This window comes from uncultured Fibrobacter sp. (assembly GCF_946062555.1).
Taxonomy (GTDB): Bacteria; Fibrobacterota; Fibrobacteria; order Fibrobacterales; family Fibrobacteraceae; genus Fibrobacter.
In genome coordinates this window covers 27,873-48,388 of sequence record NZ_CAMGVQ010000020.1, presented here as the reverse complement: position 1 = coordinate 48,388, position 20,516 = coordinate 27,873, and the positions used below count along the sequence as shown (strand labels likewise).

Below are 20,516 nucleotides of genomic sequence, written 5' to 3'. Positions count from 1 at the left end.
CTAGGAAACAAACCCTTGCAGCCCGGCTCTCCGCCGGGCTTTTTGCGGATTTTACAAAAATTTTACAAAAATTCGGGCATTGGCGGATTGAATCAAACGTGTTTAGTAATAGGGATTACGCCTATTTTAACAAGAAAGGAAATATATATGCCTGAAGAAAATGTAAGCCAATCTACCAAGAAGTACATCGTCACGAACGAGCGCGGCGAGGAATTCCTGTTGCCAAAATACGCGGCGACCTTCCGCATCCTGATGGATGACAAGGATACAATCCGCGACGTGCTCAACAGCCTGCTCCAGCTGGACTGCGACCACGAAATCGCGGAGCTTGAATACGAATTCGAGAAGCCCATCGACATCTTTATGCCGGAGAACGACCCTGCCCGCCTTGATGTCTGGGTGCATACTCGGGACAATCGTTATCTTAACATCGAGATGCAGAACAAGGTGCATTCGTTCCTTTACGATCGCATGCAGCTCTACAATTCGTACCTCACGTTGCGCGGCAAGTACGAGTTTAATCGTTCTCCCTATTTCTTGGGTTTGTCCGACGAGGAACGCAAGTATCGCTATTATGAACTCCCGGAAACGGTATCCATCTGGCTTTGCAATGAATCAATTCTCAAGTCTAAGGATATTTACAAGGATGTATGGTCCACCTATAGCGAACATGATGTTGAATCGGGAAGTGCTCTTCCCATTTCGCGGAAAAATAGGTATATTGTTATTGACTTGCCTAATTTCGTGAAGCTGCGCAAGGGTGTGAAAACCCGCGAGGATTTCTGGCTTAGGCTTATCTCTAGGGGACCGCTCCAGGTTCCCGAAACCGAAGATCCGATCTTTGCGAATGCACTTGACCGCTTGCGCGTAAGCCGCGTGAACCCTGAACTTTTGAAAGCATTGGAGGCAAACATGTTCGACCATCATGAATACGAAGCTATCGAAGCCGAAGCCTTCCTCAAAGGCGAAGCAAGGGGCCTTGCTAGTGGTATGGAAAAAGGTATGGAAAAAGGTGCACAGCAGGAACGCGAAAAGAATGATGCTCTGACTACAAAACGAGCCAATTATCTCCGCTCGCAAAATGTCCCAGACAGTGTGATTTCCACAATGCTTTCGCTTAAGTAATCTTTTTGCTTCCCGGCTTCACAGCCGGGGCTTTGTAAAAAAAGCAGAAGAAGGCGTAAAACGACATGGCGTACAAAGAGTACGCGAGGAGTTTTACAACGCACTTATGCGAAGTTTTTTTATCCCTTAATGTGGATTGCAGAGGCGAATTCGGCCAGCAGCTTCGGGTCTTCGACCTTTTCCCACAGCGTGCCGGTCACGATGATGTTCGCGCCTGCGGCCACGCGGATGGCAGCCGTCTGCGGATCCTTGATTCCGCCACCAGTAATGATGGTCATTTCTGTCGCCTTGCGGGTATAGGCGATGTGTTCCACCGGCACCGGTTCTTCGGCACCGCTGCCCGCTTCCAAGTACACGTAGCGCATGCCCATAAGTTCGGCAGCAATGGAATTCACCATACTAAGCTTGGGTTTGTTGGCAGGTACCGGCATCGTGCCGCTGATGTATTCGACCGTGGTACGCTTGCCGCTATTGATCAGCTGGTACGCCGTCGGAATCGCTTCCATGTTGAGCGCGCGCACGAGCGCACCGCCACGCACCTGTTCATCAATCAGGTAGTTCGGATTGCGACCGCTCACGAGGGTCATGAAAAGCATCGCGTCAAAGCCTGGCACCACCTGGGAGGCGCCACCCGGGAACAGCACCACGGGCAGGTCCACATTTGCCTTGAGGGCAGCCACCTGCTTGGGGAGCGTGAAGTTGCCCAGGTAAGAACCGCCCACCAGCAAAAGGTCGGCACCATTTTCGGCGGCCATCGCGCCCGCCTTCACAAAAGCGGCTTCGTCAGACGTATCGGGGTCCAGCAGCACGGCAAAAAGCGCACCGCGTTTTTCGATTTCAGCATTCAGACGAAGTTCGGTCTTACCAGGTTTCATACAATTCCTTTTCTTGCGTCTATTCCGCAAGATATCATAAAGATACAATATTTTTCCTTCCATGCCATAAAAAAATGAAGAAGGAGGGCTAGAGACCCTCCTTCTCGTTCTCGGCCTGTTCTCCCCCAACCGAATCCTCCTAACCGGTCCTTCGAACAGGCCTAACCACCAAATTCGCTATTCGTCTTTGATGCAGCGGACAAAACCGGCACTCCACATCGCATTCCCTACATACGGCATCCCAGGTTGCAAGAATTCTTCAGGCGTGGGCCTCGGCGTAAACAGGTAGCTAGGACCAGCACTTAGCGTCATTCTATACCTGCCTTCACCGCCACGAACCCAACCTACAGTTTCGAGTCCAAAGCCCACCGGATCCCCATTAGCGGAATGCAGCAAATCATAATCGACATACGCCAGCAAAGTATTCCAATCCTCATACGAAGGCATTCGCCAGCCCTCAGGACACACATCATAGTTCAGCACGTCCAGCGAGTCAATCACCTTACTCCAATTCACATTGTCAGGATTTTCCGGATTTTTATGAAGTTCCTTACAAAGTCTATGAGCATCATCTATAAAACGCAAGGAATCACTTTCACTCAACGGGCCAACCACATCCAACGAGTCAGCAACTGCACGATATTCTGTCTGCCAAACATTCATGCGATCCGCAATGCAGTCCTCTTCTGACGCATATTTATTGTAAATCGAATCCAGCGGGAAAATTGAATACAAGCGCCCATACACAGAGCAATTCGACGAATAATCTATTTAGAACTAGGTAAAAAAATTGCGTATGGAAAATGCACCCCATCTCTTGCCATTCAAATTCTATTTAAATTTGCTGTATGAACTTTTTCTCGAAAGTAGACATTCCCGCCAGCGATTTGCGCATCGACTACAAGTCGAACCTGGTTTTCATCGGTTCCTGTTTTGCAGACAACATTTCGGCACAGTTCGCGTCGCGTAAATTCAAAGTGCAGGCAAACCCATTCGGAACGGTTCACAACCCACTCTCAATTGCCCAAATGGTAAAGAACATCGCCGAAGGTAAAGTCTACGGCGACACCGACGTGTTCCAAGATGTATGTCGCGACAACGGCCACGGCGATAACCTTTGGCACAGCTGGGACGCGCACAGTTCACTTTCGGCAAGCTCGCGCGAAGAATGCGTCGACAAGCTGAACGCCGCGACAACGCGGGCACGGGATTTTCTGCGAAAGGCAGACACCGTCTTTATTACGCTCGGCACCGCATTCGTTTACTATTTAAAGGACAGCGGTAAGCCCGTTTCGAATTGCCACCGACAAGACACCGCACTTTTTGAACGCAGGATGATTAGCGTAGAAGAGGCCGCTCAGGCGCTAAAAAGCATTGTGCGATCTTTGAAGAAAATCAAGCAAGACCAAATCGCTACGCCTACAATTCGCGATGACGACACGAAGTTCCACGTCATCTTTACCGTATCGCCGCTGCGACACCTGAGCGACGGCGCCCATAACAACACACTTTCGAAGGCGACATTACAGCTCGCAGTAAATAGCGCAATAAGCAATGTCACCACCGTCCCTTCGGCCAGCTCAGGGACCTTTCCCGCCGTAGATTATTTTCCGAGCTACGAAATCGTGATGGACGAGCTGCGCGACTATCGCTTTTACAGCGACGATATGATTCATTTATCCAAAACCGCAGAAGCCTACATCTTTGAGCGCATGGTTTCCGCATACTGCGACGAAAGGACTCGCGAAGACATGGCGAAAGTAGAAAAGTTCCTGAAAATGGCAAGCCACCGAATCCAGGACGAAAGCGCACCCGCCACGCAGGAGTTCCTAAAAAAATTAAACGCCCAGGCGACCCTACTGGAATCAGACATTCCAGGGCTCGACCTGAGCAACGAAAAACGCCCGGTCAAATAACCGAGCGCAATCAAAAAGCGATTACTTTCCGAGACTTTCTTTCGGGATGCTGGTGAAGGTTAGAGCGCCCTTCGCATGAACGTTGCCGTTCACTTTCACGATGCAGTCAAAACCGACCAGCACGCCGCCTTCCTTCGTCTTCTTGACAGAGATTTCAAGCTGATCGCCCGGAATCACCGGTTTCACGAACTTGAATCCGTCAATCTTCAAAAGCACGTAGAGATTTTTTTCCAAATCTTCGGCGGGCTTTTCAATCACAAGCGAGCAAAGCTGAGCGCAACTTTCCACAATGAGCACGCCAGGCATAATCGGTGTACCCGGGAAGTGTCCCGTAAAGTACGGTTCGTTCACGCTCACGTTCTTGATGCCCACGGCAGATTCGCTCGGCACCAGTTCCGTCACTTTCTCGATCATCTGGAAAGGCGGACGCTGCGCAATCTTTTCGCTGATTTCGTAAATATTCATCATAGAGAAAGTCCTCCGTCGAGCACGAACACCTGACCGGTCACATAAGCGAACTGGTCGGAAGCAAGTGCAGAAACGATGTTCGCCACTTCGTCGGCAGAGCCGAAACGCTTGAGCGGAATCTTTTCGAGATAGCCCTTGCGGGTTTCTTCGGGAATGGCCTCGATCATATCGGTCGCGATAAAGCCCGGAGCCACGGCATTCACGCGGATGCCGAAACCGCCCAGTTCCTTCGCGAGGGTCTGGGTCAAAGAATTCACAGCACCCTTCGTAGCACTGTAAACAGCCTGGCCCGCGAGGGCAAACTTCGAAGACACGGAGCTCATGTTGATGATCACGCCGGACTTCTGCTTGTACATCTTGACGGCCACCTGCTGGGCGCAGTAGAAGTAGCCCTTCACGTTCAGGTCGAAGCACTTGTCGAGAGTTGCCGGATTCATCATCATCAGGTATTCGTCGCGGACAATGCCCGCGTTGTTCACGAGCACGTCAATGCGGCCGTAAGCCTTGAACACTTCGCGCACCATCATCTTGACTTCGTCAAGCTTGGAAACATCGGCCTTGTAAATCATGCCGTCGCCACCTTCAGCCTTGATCTGGTCGAGCGTCGCGTTCGCCGCCTCGTCGGAACAGGAATAATTCACCACGACCGTGTAACCGTCACGGGCGAGTCGCAGGGCGCAAGCCTTGCCGATTCCCTTAGACGCACCTGTCACCAAAGCAACTTTCATCTTCAAGTCTCCTTCTTCTAAACTATTTGCCGAATACGACAGCGCTGTAGGAGCCGCCCGCCGCAAACGAAATCACCAAAATTTTCTTGAGGCCAGCCGCATCGACCTTCTTGGACGCCACGGAACCGTCGGCCGCGACAAAGTAGGCATTGTCGCCAGCAAGTTCACCGCTCAACAGGAGGGCCGCTTCGGCTGCCGCCAAGGCAGCAGACCCCGCACGGCCTTCACCGGTGCGTTCCTTGACTTCAAAGAGCGGCATCGAGGCAAGCTTTTCACCGAACACGCGCTTGAGTGCGCCCTTCTCGATATCGTCGATTCGCTTGCAGCCGTTGGCGAAACCGCAAACCGCATCTATTTCGCCAGCGGAAATCCCGGCATCGGCGAGAGCATCGGCAATCGCCTTATCCAACGCCTCGTCAGAGCCGACCAGTTTGCCGAACTTCACGTTCTTGCGACCGTGGCCGAAACCAAGCGCGTAGCAGTAGACCTTCGCGCCGCGGCCCTTGGCATAGCCTTCTTCTTCAAGCATGATCGACACGGAGCCGTCACCCACCACACAGCCTTCGTTGTCTGCGAAAGGCGCCACCACATCAGCGGCGGCCACGCCCAGCTTCTGGGCAAATTCGGTAATAATCGGCAGGTTCTCGTCGGTACCAGTCGCCATCATAGCCTGTTCCTGACCGTCGTGAATCACGTTCATCGAGTACCCGATGCTGTCGAGGCCGGAAAGCGGACCCGTCGTAATCGTGACACCGTAACCCTTGATGCCGGAGCAAATGGAAAGATAACCGCCCGCCGCATTGTAAACCGTATGCGGGAACTTGAACGCGGAACCCTGGGAATTGCCTTCACGTGCAATGAGTTCTTCAAAATCATAAGTGGCACCGAGACCACCTTCGCTGGTACCCACGATAATGCCGATATCCTTGGCGTTATCGTCAGTCACCTGGAAATTCGCATCCTGCAAGGCGCGCATACCCGACACCGTCTGGAGCTGTCCCAGGTTGTCGAGCTTGCGGTAGAAAGCCATCTTGATGCCGAGTTCCTTGTAGTCGTCGAGTGCAATCGTCGAATGCACCGAGGCGGATTCGGGTTTCTTGTCTTCTGCGACGGCCGCAAGGTAAGCGGCCTTGCTGTTACCAAGCGGAGAGACGATTCCAAGCCCCGTCACGGCAATCTTCTTTGCCTTCGCGGACAGGGCAGAAACTTCGCCGGGGACCTTCGAGAAAACAATCGCCGCGTTCGTGCCGCCGAACGCCACGTTGTTGCTCAGCACGCACTTGAGTTCCTTGTGGCGCGCCTTGTTCTGAACGAAGTCGAGACTACCCACCTTCTCCTTGAGGGCGGCAGACTGTTCTTCGCTGTAGGGGAATGTCGGGAGCACCGTATCGGTCGTAAGAGCCTTGATGCTGAACACGGCCTCGATAGCACCGGCGGCACCGAGGCAGTGACCGGTCATCACCTTGGTGGAGCTCACGCTGACACTTGCGTTGTCTTCGCCAAAGAAATTCTTGAACGCCGTAATCTCGGCGTTGTCATTCTTGCCCGTACCCGTACCGTGAGCGTTCACGTAGCCGATATCGGACTTGTCGATGCCGGAATTCTTGACGGCGCGGTTAATCGCTTCCATCAGGCAAACACCATCTTCACGCGGAGCGGTAATGTGGTTTGCGTCGCTGGTGACACCGGAACCGAGCACTTCGCAGTACTGTTTTGCGGAGCGCTTCTGGGCATGTTCGTAAGATTCTACGATAACGATGCCCGCACCTTCGCCAAGCGTGATGCCGTTGCAACGGTTGAACGGAGAGCAGCCGTTTTCGTCGAGGGCATGGAGAGAAAGGAAGCCGGAATACGGAACCGCAGCAAAGGAGTCGGCACCGCCCGCAATCACCACGTCGGCCTTGCCGGCACGAATCAGGTCGCAGGCGACCGCAATCGAAATCGTGCCCGCCGCACAGGCGTTCGCCACGTTCGTCACGATACCGCCAGCGCCGCAAGATTCAGCAACCTGCGAAGCAATGGCGGCAATAGGCATCTTTGCAATTTCAGAAGCGTCGCGACCATGCTGGTGATACTGTTCAATGGAAAGCACACCGCCCACGCAGCTGCCGATCACCACGCTCACGCGCTGATCGTCACCGAAATTAGAAAGCCCCGCATCGGCCAAGGCCTCGTTCGCGGCCTTGATGCAGAGCTTAGAGACGCGGTCCTTTTCTTCGGGAGCGTCCAGGTTATCGAGGGTGTCGCACTTGACTTCGGCAGCCAAGTCCGCATAGCAATTTACAGTATCGACCGAAGTCGTCTTATGGATACCCGAAACTGATTCAAGGGCACTTTTCCAAGTCTCTTCGACATTGTTACCGACGGCGCAAATAACACCCAAGCCAGTAACTACACAGCGGCGTTCGTCAGGGGTCATACTACTCCAAATCTACAGAATTCAACTAGAGATTGCCACGGCCAGATTCTATCGCCCTTTCGCTACGCTCCAGGACTCCAGAATGACGGTCTTATATCACCCTGGAAGGAATCCGTAAGACGACCGATAGGGCTCAGAATGACTGGCCTCGAAGACCCTACCCATCTGTCATTCTAACAGACCGACCAGGTCTCACTTAGATAATTAGGCCTTGTGGGCTTCAATATAGGCGGCGATCGTATCGATGCTCTGGAAGTTTTCCTTGGCAACACCGGTCATGGACACGCCGAAGTTGGAATCCACGAAAGAGATGATTTCAAGGGAATCCACGGAATCAAGACCGATTTCTTCACCAAAAAGCGGAGTATCGAACTGGAGAACGTCTCCATCGACACCGAGATCGGACATAAAGAAGGACTTGAGTTTGCTTTTCATTTCTTCAGAAGACATAATTAACCTCATTATTTTTTATTTGCGCTAAAAGATAGAAAAAAACAAGAATTCATCTTTCAAAAACATTACAAAACTGACATATTGACGGAAATCAAGGATAAAACGGCACTAGAATGCTTGACGCACGTAAAAAGACAGTCCCAGATGGTCAAAATCGACCCAGGAAATGTCGGCGCGAGCAAAAAGAGTCTGTTTCAGGTTCAAACCGAGAAGCGCACCCACGCCAATCGACCGGTGCCAGTCGTTGCGTACAAGTTCACTAAAGTAACGACCCGACTTGCCCCCTTCGAAAAAAGCGTGCGCACCAAGCCGCCACCAGAGGTACTGGCGCAATTCCGCCTGCATAATGACTGCCTGGTTGTCGCCAAAGTATAGACTCTCTACGCCGCGGAAACGGCAAATTCCATCGGGCCCCGCCAGCATATCGAACGGAACGTCGCCATCGGCGCGCTGCCACAGGAAGCCCACCGCCGTCGTAGTCGTCTTTGACAAGCTAGAATAGCCTCGCAAATCCAGCGATTCAACATCAAATGTGTAATCGCCCAGGCGGTCGCTGTAGAACATCTGCTGCCACTGCACCAGGAATCCGTGACGGGTCCAGTTGATATTGTCTCGGGAATCGAGTCCGAACAGGTATCCCACGCCATTTCGCCACCCGGAATGTTCATCGGGCAAGTCTTCAATTCCGCCCTGTTCAAAATCAATTTCAGTGTATTCGGCGTGGACCTCGATGCCGTACTTAAGCGTAGACGGCAACCCCACCCGCGATTCGATCTTGGTACCGTACTGGAATTTCTTCCGGTTGAAATTGGTAAACACATCGATGTCGGGATCGTTGCCTCGACCGTAATAACCGGCCACCCAGTCCTGGTACTTGAGCAGGCCCCAAATGCAGACCTGGTCATGGAACATGTAATAGTAGGGTTCCAGTTGCAACTGCAGCTGGCCTCGCGTCGAGCCGTATGCCGTAAGTCCGATTTCAGGGACCTTGCCTGCCGCTTCGTCCGGCTTCAGAAACAGCAGGGCCATCACGCCAACCTGGAACTCAGTCTCTTCGGTATACCCCAAGATGGGCACCACCGAATAGCGCTGGAAATCCTCTTCAGGAGCATTTTCTTTTGCTCCACCACTTTCACCCGCAACAGCCAAGGCTGCACAGGCAATCAGAACCACCCAAAATTTTCTCCAGAAATACATTGCGATCAAAGATAAAAATATACCATTGTCACCCGATATTCAAAAAGCTAAATTTGGCTCCGAAATGTCAAAACTGAACTCCGATCGCCTCAACTCCTTTGGTTCTGCAAGCATCCCGAAACTGGTGCTGCAGTTCTCGGTCCCCGCCATCATCAGCATGCTGGTGAACGCCCTCTACAACGTAGTGGACCGTTTCTTTGTGGGCCAAGGTGTCGGCAGTCTCGGTATCGCAGGCATTACACTCTGCTTTCCGATTTTCCTGTTCATGATGGCCATGTCCATGATGGTCGGCGTGGGCGGCAACACGATCTTCGCCATCCGCCTCGGGCAAAAGAAGTACATCCAGGCAAGCATCATCCTGAACAATTCCTTTTCGCTCCTGATTTTGATGGCTATCGGCGTTTTCACGCTGGGCGAAATCTTCATGGAACCCCTGTTAAAGCTTTTCGGTGCAAGCGAGCAGACCTTGCCTGTAGCCAGCAGCTACATGCGCATCATTCTGTGTGGGGCAATCTTCCAGACGATCGCCCCCGGCATGAACCACTTTATTCGTTCAATGGGTCACCCCAAGACGGCCATGTTCCGAGAAATCGTGGGAGCCGTCACGAACATCATTCTCGACTACATATTCATCATGAAGTTCCACTGGGGAATCGAAGGTGCCGCCTGGGCGACCCTCATTTCGCAGTTGGTGGCCTCGGCGCTCATCACCCAATTCTTCATCAAGAAGGATACGCCGATCAAGATCCGCTGGCGGCACATGAAGCTCCGCGTCGCCTACGTACGCAAGATCTACATTCTTGGTCTGCCGCCTTCCGTGATGCAGATTTGCAACAGCCTGATGAACGCGATTCTCGCCTGGAGCCTGACCACCTACGGCAACATCAGCGTCAAGACGACTGGCGCACTCTCCGGCGGCGACATGGCGATTTCAGCGTTCGGCATTACCAACAGCATCATTTCGATCATCATCCTGCCGCTCCTGGGATTCGTTCACGGAACGCAGCCGATTATCGGATACAACTACGGGGCACACCTCAATAGCCGCGTCAAGGAAACTCTCAAGTTCGCCTTCATTTACGCCGGCGGATTCATGTTCGTCACCTGGGCAGTCCTCATGTGGCAAGCGGAAACCTTCGTGGCACCGTTCGCTCCGAACGACCCCGAACTCATCAAGCTTTCCGCCTGGGCCATGCGCATTTTTGCAGCCGCCTTCTTCATGATTCCCTTCGGCATGGTGTCGGGAAACTTTTTCCAGGGTACAGGAAAGGCGCTCAGGGCCATGTTCCTGAACGCCTGCCGTCAAGTGATCTTGCTGATTCCCTTCCTGCTGATCCTTCCACACTTCTTTGAACTCAAGGGCGTTTTCATGGCGCAGCCCATTGCCGACACGGGAGCCGCAATTATCGGCCTAGCCATGCTTTGGCACGAGCTGAAAAAACTGAAGTGATCAACGTTCCTTGAAAACTAGTACAGCTTCTTCATATCGGTAAGTTCGCCGGCCTTTTCGTGGAAAAGCACCAGCGTGCCACCCTGAACCTTCTTGAAGATCTTGGAAAGTTTTTCGACGGCATCCTTTTCTTCAAAGCCGATTTCGTTGTAGGCGGTCTCGCCAATCACGACACCCACATTTACGAAGTCCGGAGCCTTGCGGCGAAGATAGTTCAGGAATTCCTCGTCATTATTGAGGATATCCGTCGCCGTCGGCTTTTCGAGTTCAGCCGGATCGCGGGTACTCACCAGGAGCGGATACATATCGTCCGTAATCATCTGCTTGGAATTCAGATAAAGGGTGTTGCCGACAAACAAACTAATCGAATCGTTAAGAACCTGACGCACTTCAAGGAGCACGTCGCTCTGCGTAGACGCCTCCTGGATTTCAAGCTTAGAAGGTCCGCAAGCCATGAGGGCGAGAGACACGACGGAAAGAACGGCTAGGGCAAGTTTCTTCATATTTTCACCTCTTTTTTGAACTAATATATAATTTATTTGTTCAAAATGACCAGGGCGCGTTCAATTAATTCCGGTTTGAGGTCAAAAACACGGCTCAGAGTCTCGATCTGGGCCGATTTTTCAATTTTTTCGATACGGGAACCGTTTCGGTCTCGAGTGACCAGGTTTCCCTTCTGGTAATAGTACTGCACGCCCTTTTCACGGTCAAGGCGGTTCAGTACCGGGTACGTCATCATTTCGCGGTAAAAGCTCTCGTTCCAGTGCTGCTTGAACTCTTCTACAGATACGCCTTCGACGGGGTACTCGAAGCGGAGTTTCATCGGTCCCCCTGCTCCGCCCGTCCAAAGTTCCATGCTCGACGCATCTGGACGCACCAGGCGGACACTGTTCGGAACCAACGGGAAAAAAGCCTCGCCAGTCCCCTGCGGAGGCGGCAAGGGAATCGGGAGCGGATCGAAAATCAGGTAGCCGGGATCAAAGAGAAATTCGGATTTCGGAGATCGGAATTCAGAATTTGAACAAGGGACTGTCGCGATTCCAAACTGCAGCGGCAAAGGGTTTTCGTCAGGTAAGATGAGGGCGCAGTGGATATTGCGCTCCTTGCGCTTGTGGCCCATGACAAGGCGCGGGTTTAGCCCCATGTCCCTGAACACCTGGTACAGGTGCCAAGTCATGCTAAAGCAGGTTCCGCCGCCCATCCAGGCGTCTACATCGTTCTGAAAACTGTCGTCCAATTTTTGCGCGGCAGTAGAACTCCCCGTCGATTCCAGACGGATAATCTTCGTCAGGTTCTCATAGGTGACCTTGGACAGCTTGTCGCAGATGTCCTGGATTTTTTTCCACTGTTCAGGGAGCATGCGGCAAAGATAGAAAATGATGCTGACTAGAGCAGCATCGAGATGCCGTCGACACCGAGGACCGTCAGGCAGGCGACCACGGCAACACCCACCAGCCCAAGCCCGAACAGCGAAGCAACCACCGCCGTCAGCAGGGCACACGCCCCCGAGAACTTGCTGTCGGTCGAATAGAATATCGCAGGCACCGTCATCGCGGCAAGCACCGTATAGGGAACATAAGCGAGGAACGAGCGCCAGAAGCGGCTCTTGATTCTACCCTTCAAGAGAACAAACGGAACCGCACGTAACAGATACGTCACACCCGCCATCACCAGCAGGAACAAAGCGTAATCTCTCAGGTTCATGCATCCCCCGTCGTTTGTTCAAGATCATCGGAATCATCCTTGACCGGAAAGAGGGCCGCCCCGATAAGGGATGCCACCAGTGCGCAAATGATAATTGCAAAGCCGACCGTCATCCCGCTCAACGCCGGGACATACTTGAAAGCAAGACTGCAGGCGATCGCAATCAGGACGGCCACCAGCGTAGGCACATGCGCCTTCATCTGCGGGACAACGATCGCCACGAACATTCCGTAAAGGGCGACGCCCAGAGCATTCGTCACAATCACCGGAAGAATTTCACCGCAAATGGCCCCGCACATCGTTCCCGAAGACCAGCCGAAATACGGCAGCACCATGAGCCCCGCAAAATAGCGCGCCGTCACAGGTTCGCTCTGGCTTACGGCAAGGGCGTAGATTTCATCGGTGATTCCCGTCGCCAGCATGAGGCGTTTCCCGACACCGAACGAGGGCGCAACCTTCTGCGACAGCGAAATAGCCATCAGGCTATACCGCAGGTTGATAAAGAACGTGGCGAGCGCCATTTCGATAAAGGTTCCCGCCGCATCGGACATAATCTGGAGCCCGGCGAACTGCCCTGCCGAGGTCAAGTTCGTCATCGAGATAAAAGTGACCAGTGGCCAACTCAACAGTTTTGAACCGGCTATCCCGAACGAGAACGAGACGGCGAAATAGCCGAGGCCTATCGGCAGACCGTCTTTTACACCATTTGAAAACTTCATGGCCCAAATATAGCAATCCCGCCCGTCATTTTATGCAGATATATAAATTTACGCATAACCGTGACTTGCTCGAAATATTAATCAACCGGACCCGATACACAAAAAATCCCCGGCTGGGTAGCCGAGGATTTTCTTGAGAGATGCCAATTTTTACTTAATCGCGATGCGACGCGTCAGGTTCATGGAACCCGAACGCACACGCACGATGTAGTTTCCTTGACGGAGACTTTCAAGACTCACGGAACCTGCCACCTGCTTGAAGCTTGCCACCGGGCTACCCTGCATGTCAAACACATCAACAGATGCCTTTTCGGCACCGGCAACTTGCAACATACGGCCAGCCATGGACACCTTGAGCGGATTCACCGCGACAGCGTTCACAACCGTCGTCGTTTCGCTCGAAGAAGACTCTTCAACCGAGCTGCTAGACGAATTTTCGACCGAGGCAGAAGAACTGCTTGCCGCGGCGTTCACCGTCAACTTGATTTCGAACTTCGTATTGTTGATTGTCAGCGTTTCGGTAAGATCGCCAACCTGGACATAATTCGGGACCGAGCCTGCAACGGTCACTTCGCTACCGGACTTTTCGATATTGAAGAAATAGAAATTCCAGGTGTCGCGATTAAACGTCTGCACGTTCTTGAAGGTCACCGTTTCAAACTTGCCCCCCTGAGCGACCGTCTGTTCCAGGTCACCGACGACAACCACCTGCGTCGCCACGCTGCTCGAGGACTTTGCGCTGGAGCTAGAACGTACGGAGCTGGAAGAAGCGACACTAGACGAAGACTTCGCGGAGCTAGAAGATGCCACAGAGCTGCTGCTCTTTACGGAGCTGCTAGAGGCGAGACTGGAGCTGGACTTCGCAGAAGAACTGCTTGCGACACTAGACGAAGATTTCGCGGAACTGCTAGAGGCTACGCTCGAAGAGGACTTTGCAGCCGAGCTGCTGGAAACCGGAGAGGGTACCGGCTGAATGGCCCAGCCAGAGCAACGCACGTCATCCACATAGAGGTAGTTGTACTTCGGTTGGGTCGTCGTTTCTGCAACACCCTTGACTTCCCACGTGAACTTGTTGATACGTTTCTTGGAAATCGTCACATCGTCATCCGTCCAAGAAGGTTGCATAAGCGCGCCCCACGAGATAGTCGCCGTGGTCCAGTCGGATGCGGCAGCCTTTTCAATCTGATGGAATGCGTAATCCAAAACGTCAGTATCTTCCGCCTTGAAGTTGTGAGCCGCTCCCTTATACCTATAGGAAATCTGCGTGCAGGCAGAAAGATCATAGGCCGTCTGGGTTTCGTTCAAGGCAAGTCCCAAAGCAACATAAGGATCATACAAGTTATCGCCCTGGGAAAGGTTGATACCGGTAATACCCGCGACATACTTGGTGGAGTTTCCTGCCTTGGAGCCTGCAATTACCACATCGTAACCACCCTTTGCGCCTTCATCGTTCGAAATCGTCGATGCACCCTTATCGGCCATATCGGTATAGGCATACCATTCGCCACCGGTAAAAGTATAACCATCGCCATCTTCCAGGTCATCGATGTAATCGGTATAACCGGAAGGAAGCGCACTGGAGGAACTGGCGATAGAGCTGCTGGAAACCGGAGTGCCGGAGCAAGCCGTATAAGTGGTCGGGTTGCCTGCCAGGTACCCCTTGACCAGCTTACCCGACGAGGTATAGACGAAATTCGTTGCAGAGCTTCCACCTTCAAACGCAGCCGAGCCTTCGCCAATATGCGATGCGGACCAGTTCGCCCAAGAAAGCTTGTGGGTGTTCATCCAGGTCTGCCAGGAATCATTGACACCAGAGTCAACTGAACCCTTACCATCTGCAGTACCGGTACCCCATTCCGTCACGAACACGGACAAGCCGCCATTCATGGCCTTTACTGCGTTAGCCCCTTCCGTTCCCGTGGAATGAGAAGCCGCATAATAGTGGAACGTGTACGCCACGTTCTTGTCGTTAATCGCATTCGTTATAGCAACCGAAGGATACTGGTCATAGTAAGGTGTCCCCACAACAACCAGGTTATCGGAATGCTTACGGATTGCTGCGATTACGGATTCCGCATAGTTCTTGATGGTCGGCCAATAACTAGTTGCGGCTCCTTCACCCCAAGAACCGATAGGCTCGTTATACACTTCAAAAATCACGTTGTCGTAACCGCCATAAGTCTTTGCGGCCCATTCGAAGAAATCAACGGCGCTGGAAGTCTGGTTCTCGGCCTGATGAGAATGCCAGTCGATAATGACATAAATATCATTTTTCACGGCCGCATTCACCACGGTATTCAGGTAGGTTTTCTGTCGTTCAGCGCCGCCAGACAGGTATCCACGGTTATTGTCCCAGGATTCGCTAATGCCCATGACAAAGCGGACAATCTGGATATTCATGGAACTGACCAAGTTGTCGATGGCCGCTTCGGAATAATAATCCGTCGCGGCAGCATCTCCCGAACTCCAGTAGAGGCTCATGCCTTTCACCTGGACTTCGGCTCCATCGGCAACGCCCTTACAAGAGCCGTAAATTTGTCCCTTGTCAGCGGAATTTTTTCCAGCCTGCAACTGACCGTACTGGCTCACCGGACCTACGCGGTTCGCGGCAAAAGAAGTGGAAAGAAGACCCGCAGCGAGAACGCCCAGGCTAAAAACTTTAATGCTGTTTGAAATTTTCATACATCCTCTTTTTTTCACCAATCTCCGGGAACAAATTTAGTTAAAAGAGGGGCTTTTTCCACGTGATAAAAAACACAAAAAAAATCTTAACCGTACACGAGTGTACACGGGACGGAGAGAACGAAAAAAGCCCGGCGGAAAGCCAGGCGATTCGAAAGCGCAATGTAACGCAGCGAACTAGTTTTCGTTGTTGTGCATTTCCATCTGTTCGCGGTCCATCGTGTGCTGCAGGTATTCCTTGAAGTCACGGTCGATGTTCACACCGTCGAGGTCGATATCGTCGTTTTCCAACACGAACACGGCGCTCGGGTTATCGAGCCAGCCCACCACGTCCACCTGGTCGAGTTTCATGGACTTATCACCGGCGGCCTGTGCAACGTATTCAATCTTGGACTTCTGAACCCAGCCCTGTCCGCAAGGACCTTTCACGAGCACGTCGGTATCGCCGTCCTTAAGGATTGTCAGTTCGTCGTTGAAGCCTGCCGTACAGACGACAGAACCGCCGTCCTTTTCCTTGGTCAGGTCCACGTCGCCCAGCTTGGATTTGACTTTCTTGCCGGCTGCGAAAGAGAAGCTTACCATCAGGGCAAGAGCAATTAAAAGCACCTTTTTCATATCTTTCCTCAGAAACAGGTTAAAAAACTTGACAATGCAAGTAGGAATATACCTTTTATTTTTGACTTCCGTTAGAATTTCTTTTAAATTTTTGCGATATGAAGAAGATTTTACTTATTTTGACCCTCGTTTTGGCACTTTTGGGCACTTTTTTGGCCCTTAACCTCAAGTCCAGGATGGGCGAACAGGCGAAAAACACCCAAACAGTGCTCCTGGAAATCCCCAAAGGCAGCTCTCCCGCCAAAGTTTTCCAGATCCTGAAGCAGAACGGAGTGTGGACCGACGACCTCGCCTTCCGGTTGACCGTAAAAAGACTGAACCCGAGCCTCAAGGCCGGATGGTTCGAAATTCCCGCAGGGCTCACGCTGCCGCAGGTGCTCTCGATTATCGAATCGGGGAAAGTCGCCGTTCGCCGCGTCACCATTCCCGAAGGGCGCGCCTCCTGGGAAATCCCCGCCTACCTGCAAAAAGCCTACCCTGACCTGAGTGTGGACCGCTGGAACAAGCTCGTCCAGGACCCGAAGTTCGCCCGTTCGCTCGGAATCGAGGCGAATTCACTCGAAGGTTACCTGCTCCCCGACACCTACCCCTTCCCGATTGACGCCGACGAAGAAACCATCTTGAAACAGATGGTGGCAGCGAACCTGAAGGTTCGCGACGAAATGCAGAAGAAACCCGGTTCCATGTGGAATACGCTCGGCAGCTGGCACAAAGTGCTCACCTTAGCAAGCGTCGTGGAAGAAGAGACGGGAATCCCCGAAGAACGCCCGCTGATTGCCGGAGTGTTCCACAACCGACTCCGCATCGGGATGCCGCTCGGGGCCGACCCCACGGTGCGGTTCATCTTCAGAAACCTGACCGGTCCCATCTACAAGAGCCAACTCAACAGCAACAGTCCCTACAACACGCGCAAATTCAAGGGACTCATGCCGGGGCCCATTTCGAATCCGGGCCGCAAGGCAATCGAAGCGGCGCTATTCCCCGCCAAAACCGAGGCACTTTACTTTGTTGCAAAAGACGACGGGAGCATGACGCATTTCTTTAGCTCCAACCTCTCCGACCACAACAAGTACAAGGACATCGCCGCAAAGAACAGAGGGGAATAAGTTCTGCACACACCTGTATACAAAAAGTATTCTTTTTGCCTCTAGCTTTTTGCTGGGGGCATTTCTAAAATTGGTAGCGTATGCAGGTGCAAGTCAAGGACCGTTCCTTATTGAGCCTTTCGTGGCCGCTCTTTATTACCTTCGGTATCGCCACGTGCCAGCCGATGATGGACAGCTGGTTTCTGTCGCGGACGTCAGAAACAGCGGCGGCGGGCGTGGGGGCACTCATGCCCGTCCTGGGCGCCCTCTTCATGGCCATCCAGGCTTTCGCCCAGGCAGGGGCGAGCATCGCCTCGCAGTTTATCGGCGCCGATCGCCCCAGGCAAGCGGGCACCACCCAGACCATGGTGCTGCTCGGAAGCCTTCTACTCGGCATCGCCATCACCTTGATCGTCATCCCGCTTGCCAATCAAATCGTCGCCTGGATGGGACTTACCGGCGAAGCCGCCCACCACGCCCGCGACTTTCTGCACATCGTCGCCATCGGTTTCGCCTTCCGCGCCCTGCAATCGACACTCACGGCTCTCATCGCCACCCACGGGCTTACCACCTGGAACCTGCTCGGAAACATCGTCACCATCATTTCGAACGCCGCGATGAACGTGGTCTTCTTGAATGGCTACCTCGGTTTTCCGCAGATGGGCGTCAAGGGCGTGGCACTCGCCACGATGCTTTCATGGCTTATCTCCTCGACAATCCTATACTTTATCCTACGATTCAAGGTTCACCATAAAATCCGCAGCACCGACTTCAAGCGCTCGCGCGTGATTCTGCCCGACTGGATCCGCATCGGTTTTCCTGCCGCGGTCGAACCGGTGAGCTTTCAGATATTCCAGGTAGTACTTACCGCCATCGTGGTGCATCTGGGTATCGTCGCCATGACGGCTCGCATTTTCAGTGCGAACTTCGCCATGCTCGCCGTCATCCTGAGTGTCGGCCTCAGCTGCGGGAACCAGATCCTGGTCGCCCACCTTGTAGGCGCCCACGACTTCGACAAGGCGAACCGCAGGCTTCACCAGAGCCTCATTGCGGGCAGCGCAAGCGGACTTATCGTCGCCATCATCGTTGCGCTCCTCGGAGAGCAACTCCTTTCATTCTACACGAGCGATCCCGAAATCATTCGCCTCGGCAGGTACTGCCTCTGGTGCGACGTCATCCTGCAACCGTTCAAGGCCGCGAACATGGTCATCACCTCGGCGCTTCGCGCCTCGGGCGACTCCAAGTTCCCCGCCATCGTGGGTTCCGCCATGATGTGGACCTGCGGTCTCGGCACCGCCCTCCTGCTCGCCTTCGGCCTGCACCTCGGACTTGTAGGCATCTGGCTCGGCATGGCCGCCGACGAGTTCTACCGTTCCATCGTCAACTACATCCGTTGGCGCGGCGGCAAGTGGAAAGAATACGGGGTCGTGTAAGCGCAAACACCGAAAATTTGACTTTTAAGCCTTTTTCGTCACGCTTTTTTGTTCGCCCCTTTTATTTGGGGCTTTTTCATTGTATATTATGGGTATGTCATTCCCGTTCAAACATAAGGCGATGTTCTTGCTTGGCGCAGCGGCTTTCTGCTGGGCCCAGGACCTGGACAAACCCATCAACGACGCAGAGGTATTCCGCCCCGAAAAACGCGACACCAAGGTGGAACTGGTCGATTCGACCAAGAACAACGCCGTCACCCTGAACGTGGACATCTTCGCCGACGGAATCATCGGTTCCTACTACATCCTCTGGGACGAGGTGGACCTCTCCGAGGATATCAAGAAGATGATGACCACCCGCGACTTCGCCCGCGACGAATTCTTCATGCAGAACATCGACCGCGAGCAGTTCGAGCAGGAACGCCTGCTGCAGCTCTTCGAAGACAAGAAGAAGGAATACTTCGCCATCTTCCCCGAAGAGGCCCTGAAGATGATTGAAGACCAGAAAAAAGACGAGTAGCCGTGTTCAGCCCCGAACGACCATTCTGTGACTGGCATCTTGGCGGTTTCGGAAACGCCCCCGCATTTCTGTTCGACAGTCTCGAAAGCACCCACAGTCTAATGAAGGCCCGCGCCGCAGCCGGAGATATTGCCCCCGGAACCTTGATGGTCGCCGACACGCAAACCGCAGGACGGGGCCGCCACGAACGCACCTGGGACTCCCCCGCCGGCCTCAACCTCTACTTCAACATCCTGATTCCGCTGGACGGAATCCCGCTCGCCTCGGCACCGCAGATTACGCAAGTGGCGGCACTTACCTTCGCAGAAATTTTCAAGGGACTCCAGGACGACGCCCACGCCCAAAGGCAAGGCAACCCCAGCATCGGCAAAGTCACCGTCAAGTGGCCCAACGACATCCTCTGCGGGAAGCACAAGTTCTGCGGAATCCTGGCAGAGCTCGTCTATGTTCCTTCGTCCCAAGGTTCTCCGAAGCCCGCCATCAGCATGGGCGTGGGAATCAACGTGAACAGTTCCCCCGACGACTACGCGCACCTGGGCCGCAGCGTCACGACCCTCAAGGATATCTGCGGCCAGCGCATCAACCGCGAAAAGCTACTGCAAATGCTTGTTGCGAACCTTGAACGTGCCGTCGGACAGTTCCGCGCCTTCGGCATCCGCCCGTGGGTTGCCGCGTGGAAGCGCATGGACCAGTTTATCGGCGCCCGCGGAACGATTGTCGTCAACAACCATTGCACCGACCAGAACCGCGACAGCGGTGAAGGCGTCATCAAAAAAACAGGCTCCATCCTCGACATGCAAGACGACGGAAGCCTGCTATTCAAATGCGACGACGGAACGGTCGAAACCGTGTATAGCGCCGACCTGGAAATCTAACAACCGCGAATCACGGAAATTCAATCCCATTTTTTTGAAACATACCTATAAAAAAAGGGAAAAAGCTTTCTTATAGGTACAAAGCACTCGTTAAAAGAAGCCATATAAGAAAAACAACGATCGACTCGACCTATAAAAGACACAATTTCGCACAGCTTATAGGTATTTTTCGGAAAGATTTTAGCAAAGAATACGATTAATTTATCTGCAAAGCAAAACATTGTACCTATAACAATACTGCCTCAGGCCTAA

At 53.1% G+C, this 20,516-nt stretch carries 20 protein-coding genes; 7 read left to right on the top strand and 13 right to left on the bottom strand.

What is annotated here, in order from left to right; translation table 11 throughout:
* Positions 1 to 147: 147 nt before the first annotated feature.
* The gene (locus Q0P86_RS07920) at positions 148 to 1,125 is read left to right on the top strand and encodes a PD-(D/E)XK nuclease family transposase (RefSeq protein WP_295038658.1); all 978 of its coding nucleotides are present in this window, start codon (positions 148 to 150) and stop codon (positions 1,123 to 1,125) included.
* 119 nt (positions 1,126 to 1,244) lie between these two features.
* Here Q0P86_RS07920 and Q0P86_RS07915 read toward each other — a convergent pair whose 3' ends face one another.
* The gene (locus Q0P86_RS07915) at positions 1,245 to 2,000 is read right to left on the bottom strand and encodes a geranylgeranylglyceryl/heptaprenylglyceryl phosphate synthase (protein WP_294111058.1); all 756 of its coding nucleotides are present in this window, start codon (positions 1,998 to 2,000) and stop codon (positions 1,245 to 1,247) included.
* Positions 2,001 to 2,177: 177 nt separating this feature from the next.
* Positions 2,178 to 2,735 carry a hypothetical protein gene (locus Q0P86_RS07910; protein WP_367181821.1) on the bottom strand — a complete coding sequence of 186 codons (558 nt, stop codon included), beginning with the start codon at positions 2,733 to 2,735 and terminating at the stop codon, positions 2,178 to 2,180.
* 113 nt (positions 2,736 to 2,848) lie between these two features.
* Between Q0P86_RS07910 and Q0P86_RS07905 the strand changes: the two genes are divergently transcribed.
* Positions 2,849 to 3,916, top strand: a complete 1,068-nt coding sequence (locus Q0P86_RS07905; protein WP_295038657.1) for a GSCFA domain-containing protein — start codon at positions 2,849 to 2,851, stop codon at positions 3,914 to 3,916.
* Between the two features lie 21 nt (positions 3,917 to 3,937).
* Here the strand turns inward: Q0P86_RS07905 and fabZ are convergent, their stop codons facing one another.
* From fabZ to Q0P86_RS07880, 5 genes are all read right to left on the bottom strand, one after another.
* Positions 3,938 to 4,384: a 3-hydroxyacyl-ACP dehydratase FabZ gene (gene fabZ, locus Q0P86_RS07900; protein ID WP_295038656.1), complete on the bottom strand. Its 447-nt coding sequence runs from the start codon at positions 4,382 to 4,384 to the stop codon at positions 3,938 to 3,940.
* Positions 4,381 to 5,112 carry an SDR family NAD(P)-dependent oxidoreductase gene (locus Q0P86_RS07895; protein ID WP_295038655.1) on the bottom strand — a complete coding sequence of 244 codons (732 nt, stop codon included), beginning with the start codon at positions 5,110 to 5,112 and terminating at the stop codon, positions 4,381 to 4,383. Before Q0P86_RS07895 ends, fabZ begins: the two co-directional genes overlap by 4 nt.
* 22 nt (positions 5,113 to 5,134) lie before the next feature.
* Positions 5,135 to 7,531, bottom strand: a complete 2,397-nt coding sequence (locus Q0P86_RS07890) for a beta-ketoacyl-[acyl-carrier-protein] synthase family protein (protein WP_295038652.1) — start codon at positions 7,529 to 7,531, stop codon at positions 5,135 to 5,137.
* A gap of 204 nt (positions 7,532 to 7,735) precedes the next feature.
* Complete coding sequence (locus tag Q0P86_RS07885) at positions 7,736 to 7,981, bottom strand: acyl carrier protein (protein WP_072979214.1); 246 nt, start codon at positions 7,979 to 7,981, stop codon at positions 7,736 to 7,738.
* Positions 7,982 to 8,092: 111 nt separating this feature from the next.
* A complete protein-coding gene (locus tag Q0P86_RS07880) occupies positions 8,093 to 9,190 on the bottom strand; it encodes a hypothetical protein (protein WP_295038650.1) in 1,098 nt (365 codons plus the stop codon).
* A gap of 55 nt (positions 9,191 to 9,245) precedes the next feature.
* Between Q0P86_RS07880 and Q0P86_RS07875 the strand changes: the two genes are divergently transcribed.
* Complete coding sequence (locus Q0P86_RS07875; RefSeq protein ID WP_295038648.1) at positions 9,246 to 10,631, top strand: MATE family efflux transporter; 1,386 nt, start codon at positions 9,246 to 9,248, stop codon at positions 10,629 to 10,631.
* A 17-nt stretch (positions 10,632 to 10,648) separates the two neighbouring features.
* Here Q0P86_RS07875 and Q0P86_RS07870 read toward each other — a convergent pair whose 3' ends face one another.
* The 6 genes from Q0P86_RS07870 to Q0P86_RS07845 all read right to left on the bottom strand — a co-directional run bounded on the left by Q0P86_RS07870 (position 10,649) and on the right by Q0P86_RS07845 (position 16,351).
* The gene (locus tag Q0P86_RS07870) at positions 10,649 to 11,134 is read right to left on the bottom strand and encodes a hypothetical protein (RefSeq protein WP_291024698.1); all 486 of its coding nucleotides are present in this window, start codon (positions 11,132 to 11,134) and stop codon (positions 10,649 to 10,651) included.
* Positions 11,135 to 11,166: 32 nt separating this feature from the next.
* Positions 11,167 to 11,991, bottom strand: a complete 825-nt coding sequence (locus Q0P86_RS07865) for a hypothetical protein (RefSeq protein ID WP_295038646.1) — start codon at positions 11,989 to 11,991, stop codon at positions 11,167 to 11,169.
* Positions 11,992 to 12,017: 26 nt separating this feature from the next.
* Complete coding sequence (locus tag Q0P86_RS07860) at positions 12,018 to 12,335, bottom strand: AzlD domain-containing protein (protein ID WP_295038644.1); 318 nt, start codon at positions 12,333 to 12,335, stop codon at positions 12,018 to 12,020.
* Positions 12,332 to 13,054 carry an AzlC family ABC transporter permease gene (locus Q0P86_RS07855; protein ID WP_295038642.1) on the bottom strand — a complete coding sequence of 241 codons (723 nt, stop codon included), beginning with the start codon at positions 13,052 to 13,054 and terminating at the stop codon, positions 12,332 to 12,334. The genes Q0P86_RS07860 and Q0P86_RS07855 overlap by 4 nt, the downstream gene beginning before the upstream one ends.
* Positions 13,055 to 13,204: 150 nt before the next feature.
* Complete coding sequence (locus tag Q0P86_RS07850) at positions 13,205 to 15,736, bottom strand: cellulase family glycosylhydrolase (RefSeq protein WP_295038640.1); 2,532 nt, start codon at positions 15,734 to 15,736, stop codon at positions 13,205 to 13,207.
* A gap of 177 nt (positions 15,737 to 15,913) precedes the next feature.
* Positions 15,914 to 16,351 (bottom strand): hypothetical protein, encoded by a 438-nt coding sequence (locus tag Q0P86_RS07845; RefSeq protein ID WP_072979199.1) that lies wholly within the window; start codon positions 16,349 to 16,351, stop codon positions 15,914 to 15,916.
* A 98-nt stretch (positions 16,352 to 16,449) separates the two neighbouring features.
* On the opposite strand from Q0P86_RS07845, the gene mltG reads away from it, so the two are divergent.
* The 4 genes from mltG (at position 16,450) to Q0P86_RS07825 (ending at position 20,264) form a co-directional block, all read left to right on the top strand.
* Positions 16,450 to 17,457: an endolytic transglycosylase MltG gene (gene mltG / locus Q0P86_RS07840; RefSeq protein ID WP_295038636.1), complete on the top strand. Its 1,008-nt coding sequence runs from the start codon at positions 16,450 to 16,452 to the stop codon at positions 17,455 to 17,457.
* An 80-nt stretch (positions 17,458 to 17,537) separates the two neighbouring features.
* Entirely contained in the window at positions 17,538 to 18,869 is a 1,332-nt protein-coding gene (locus tag Q0P86_RS07835) for an MATE family efflux transporter (protein WP_295038634.1), read from the top strand.
* 94 nt (positions 18,870 to 18,963) lie between these two features.
* Positions 18,964 to 19,389, top strand: a complete 426-nt coding sequence (locus Q0P86_RS07830; protein ID WP_072979535.1) for a hypothetical protein — start codon at positions 18,964 to 18,966, stop codon at positions 19,387 to 19,389.
* A gap of 2 nt (positions 19,390 to 19,391) precedes the next feature.
* Positions 19,392 to 20,264 (top strand): biotin--[acetyl-CoA-carboxylase] ligase, encoded by an 873-nt coding sequence (locus Q0P86_RS07825; protein ID WP_295038631.1) that lies wholly within the window; start codon positions 19,392 to 19,394, stop codon positions 20,262 to 20,264.
* The last annotated feature ends 252 nt before the right edge of the window (positions 20,265 to 20,516 follow it).

Bases quoted from the DNA above. Each gene is read 5' to 3' on its own strand.
- Q0P86_RS07915 (WP_294111058.1), bottom strand. From the start codon at position 2,000: ATGAAACCTGGTAAGACCGAACTTCGTCTGAATGCTGAAATCGAAAAA.
- Q0P86_RS07830 (WP_072979535.1), top strand. From the start codon at position 18,964: ATGTCATTCCCGTTCAAACATAAGGCGATGTTCTTGCTTGGCGCAGCG.
- Q0P86_RS07885 (WP_072979214.1), bottom strand. From the start codon at position 7,981: ATGTCTTCTGAAGAAATGAAAAGCAAACTCAAGTCCTTCTTTATGTCC.
- Q0P86_RS07870 (WP_291024698.1), bottom strand. From the start codon at position 11,134: ATGAAGAAACTTGCCCTAGCCGTTCTTTCCGTCGTGTCTCTCGCCCTC.
- Q0P86_RS07895 (WP_295038655.1), bottom strand. From the start codon at position 5,112: ATGAAAGTTGCTTTGGTGACAGGTGCGTCTAAGGGAATCGGCAAGGCT.
- mltG (WP_295038636.1), top strand. From the start codon at position 16,450: ATGAAGAAGATTTTACTTATTTTGACCCTCGTTTTGGCACTTTTGGGC.
- fabZ (WP_295038656.1), bottom strand. From the start codon at position 4,384: ATGATGAATATTTACGAAATCAGCGAAAAGATTGCGCAGCGTCCGCCT.
- Q0P86_RS07875 (WP_295038648.1), top strand. From the start codon at position 9,246: ATGTCAAAACTGAACTCCGATCGCCTCAACTCCTTTGGTTCTGCAAGC.
- Q0P86_RS07835 (WP_295038634.1), top strand. From the start codon at position 17,538: ATGCAGGTGCAAGTCAAGGACCGTTCCTTATTGAGCCTTTCGTGGCCG.
- Q0P86_RS07850 (WP_295038640.1), bottom strand. From the start codon at position 15,736: ATGAAAATTTCAAACAGCATTAAAGTTTTTAGCCTGGGCGTTCTCGCT.
- Q0P86_RS07860 (WP_295038644.1), bottom strand. From the start codon at position 12,335: ATGAACCTGAGAGATTACGCTTTGTTCCTGCTGGTGATGGCGGGTGTG.
- Q0P86_RS07865 (WP_295038646.1), bottom strand. From the start codon at position 11,991: ATGCTCCCTGAACAGTGGAAAAAAATCCAGGACATCTGCGACAAGCTG.
- Q0P86_RS07920 (WP_295038658.1), top strand. From the start codon at position 148: ATGCCTGAAGAAAATGTAAGCCAATCTACCAAGAAGTACATCGTCACG.
- Q0P86_RS07890 (WP_295038652.1), bottom strand. From the start codon at position 7,531: ATGACCCCTGACGAACGCCGCTGTGTAGTTACTGGCTTGGGTGTTATT.
- Q0P86_RS07855 (WP_295038642.1), bottom strand. From the start codon at position 13,054: ATGAAGTTTTCAAATGGTGTAAAAGACGGTCTGCCGATAGGCCTCGGC.
- Q0P86_RS07905 (WP_295038657.1), top strand. From the start codon at position 2,849: ATGAACTTTTTCTCGAAAGTAGACATTCCCGCCAGCGATTTGCGCATC.
- Q0P86_RS07845 (WP_072979199.1), bottom strand. From the start codon at position 16,351: ATGAAAAAGGTGCTTTTAATTGCTCTTGCCCTGATGGTAAGCTTCTCT.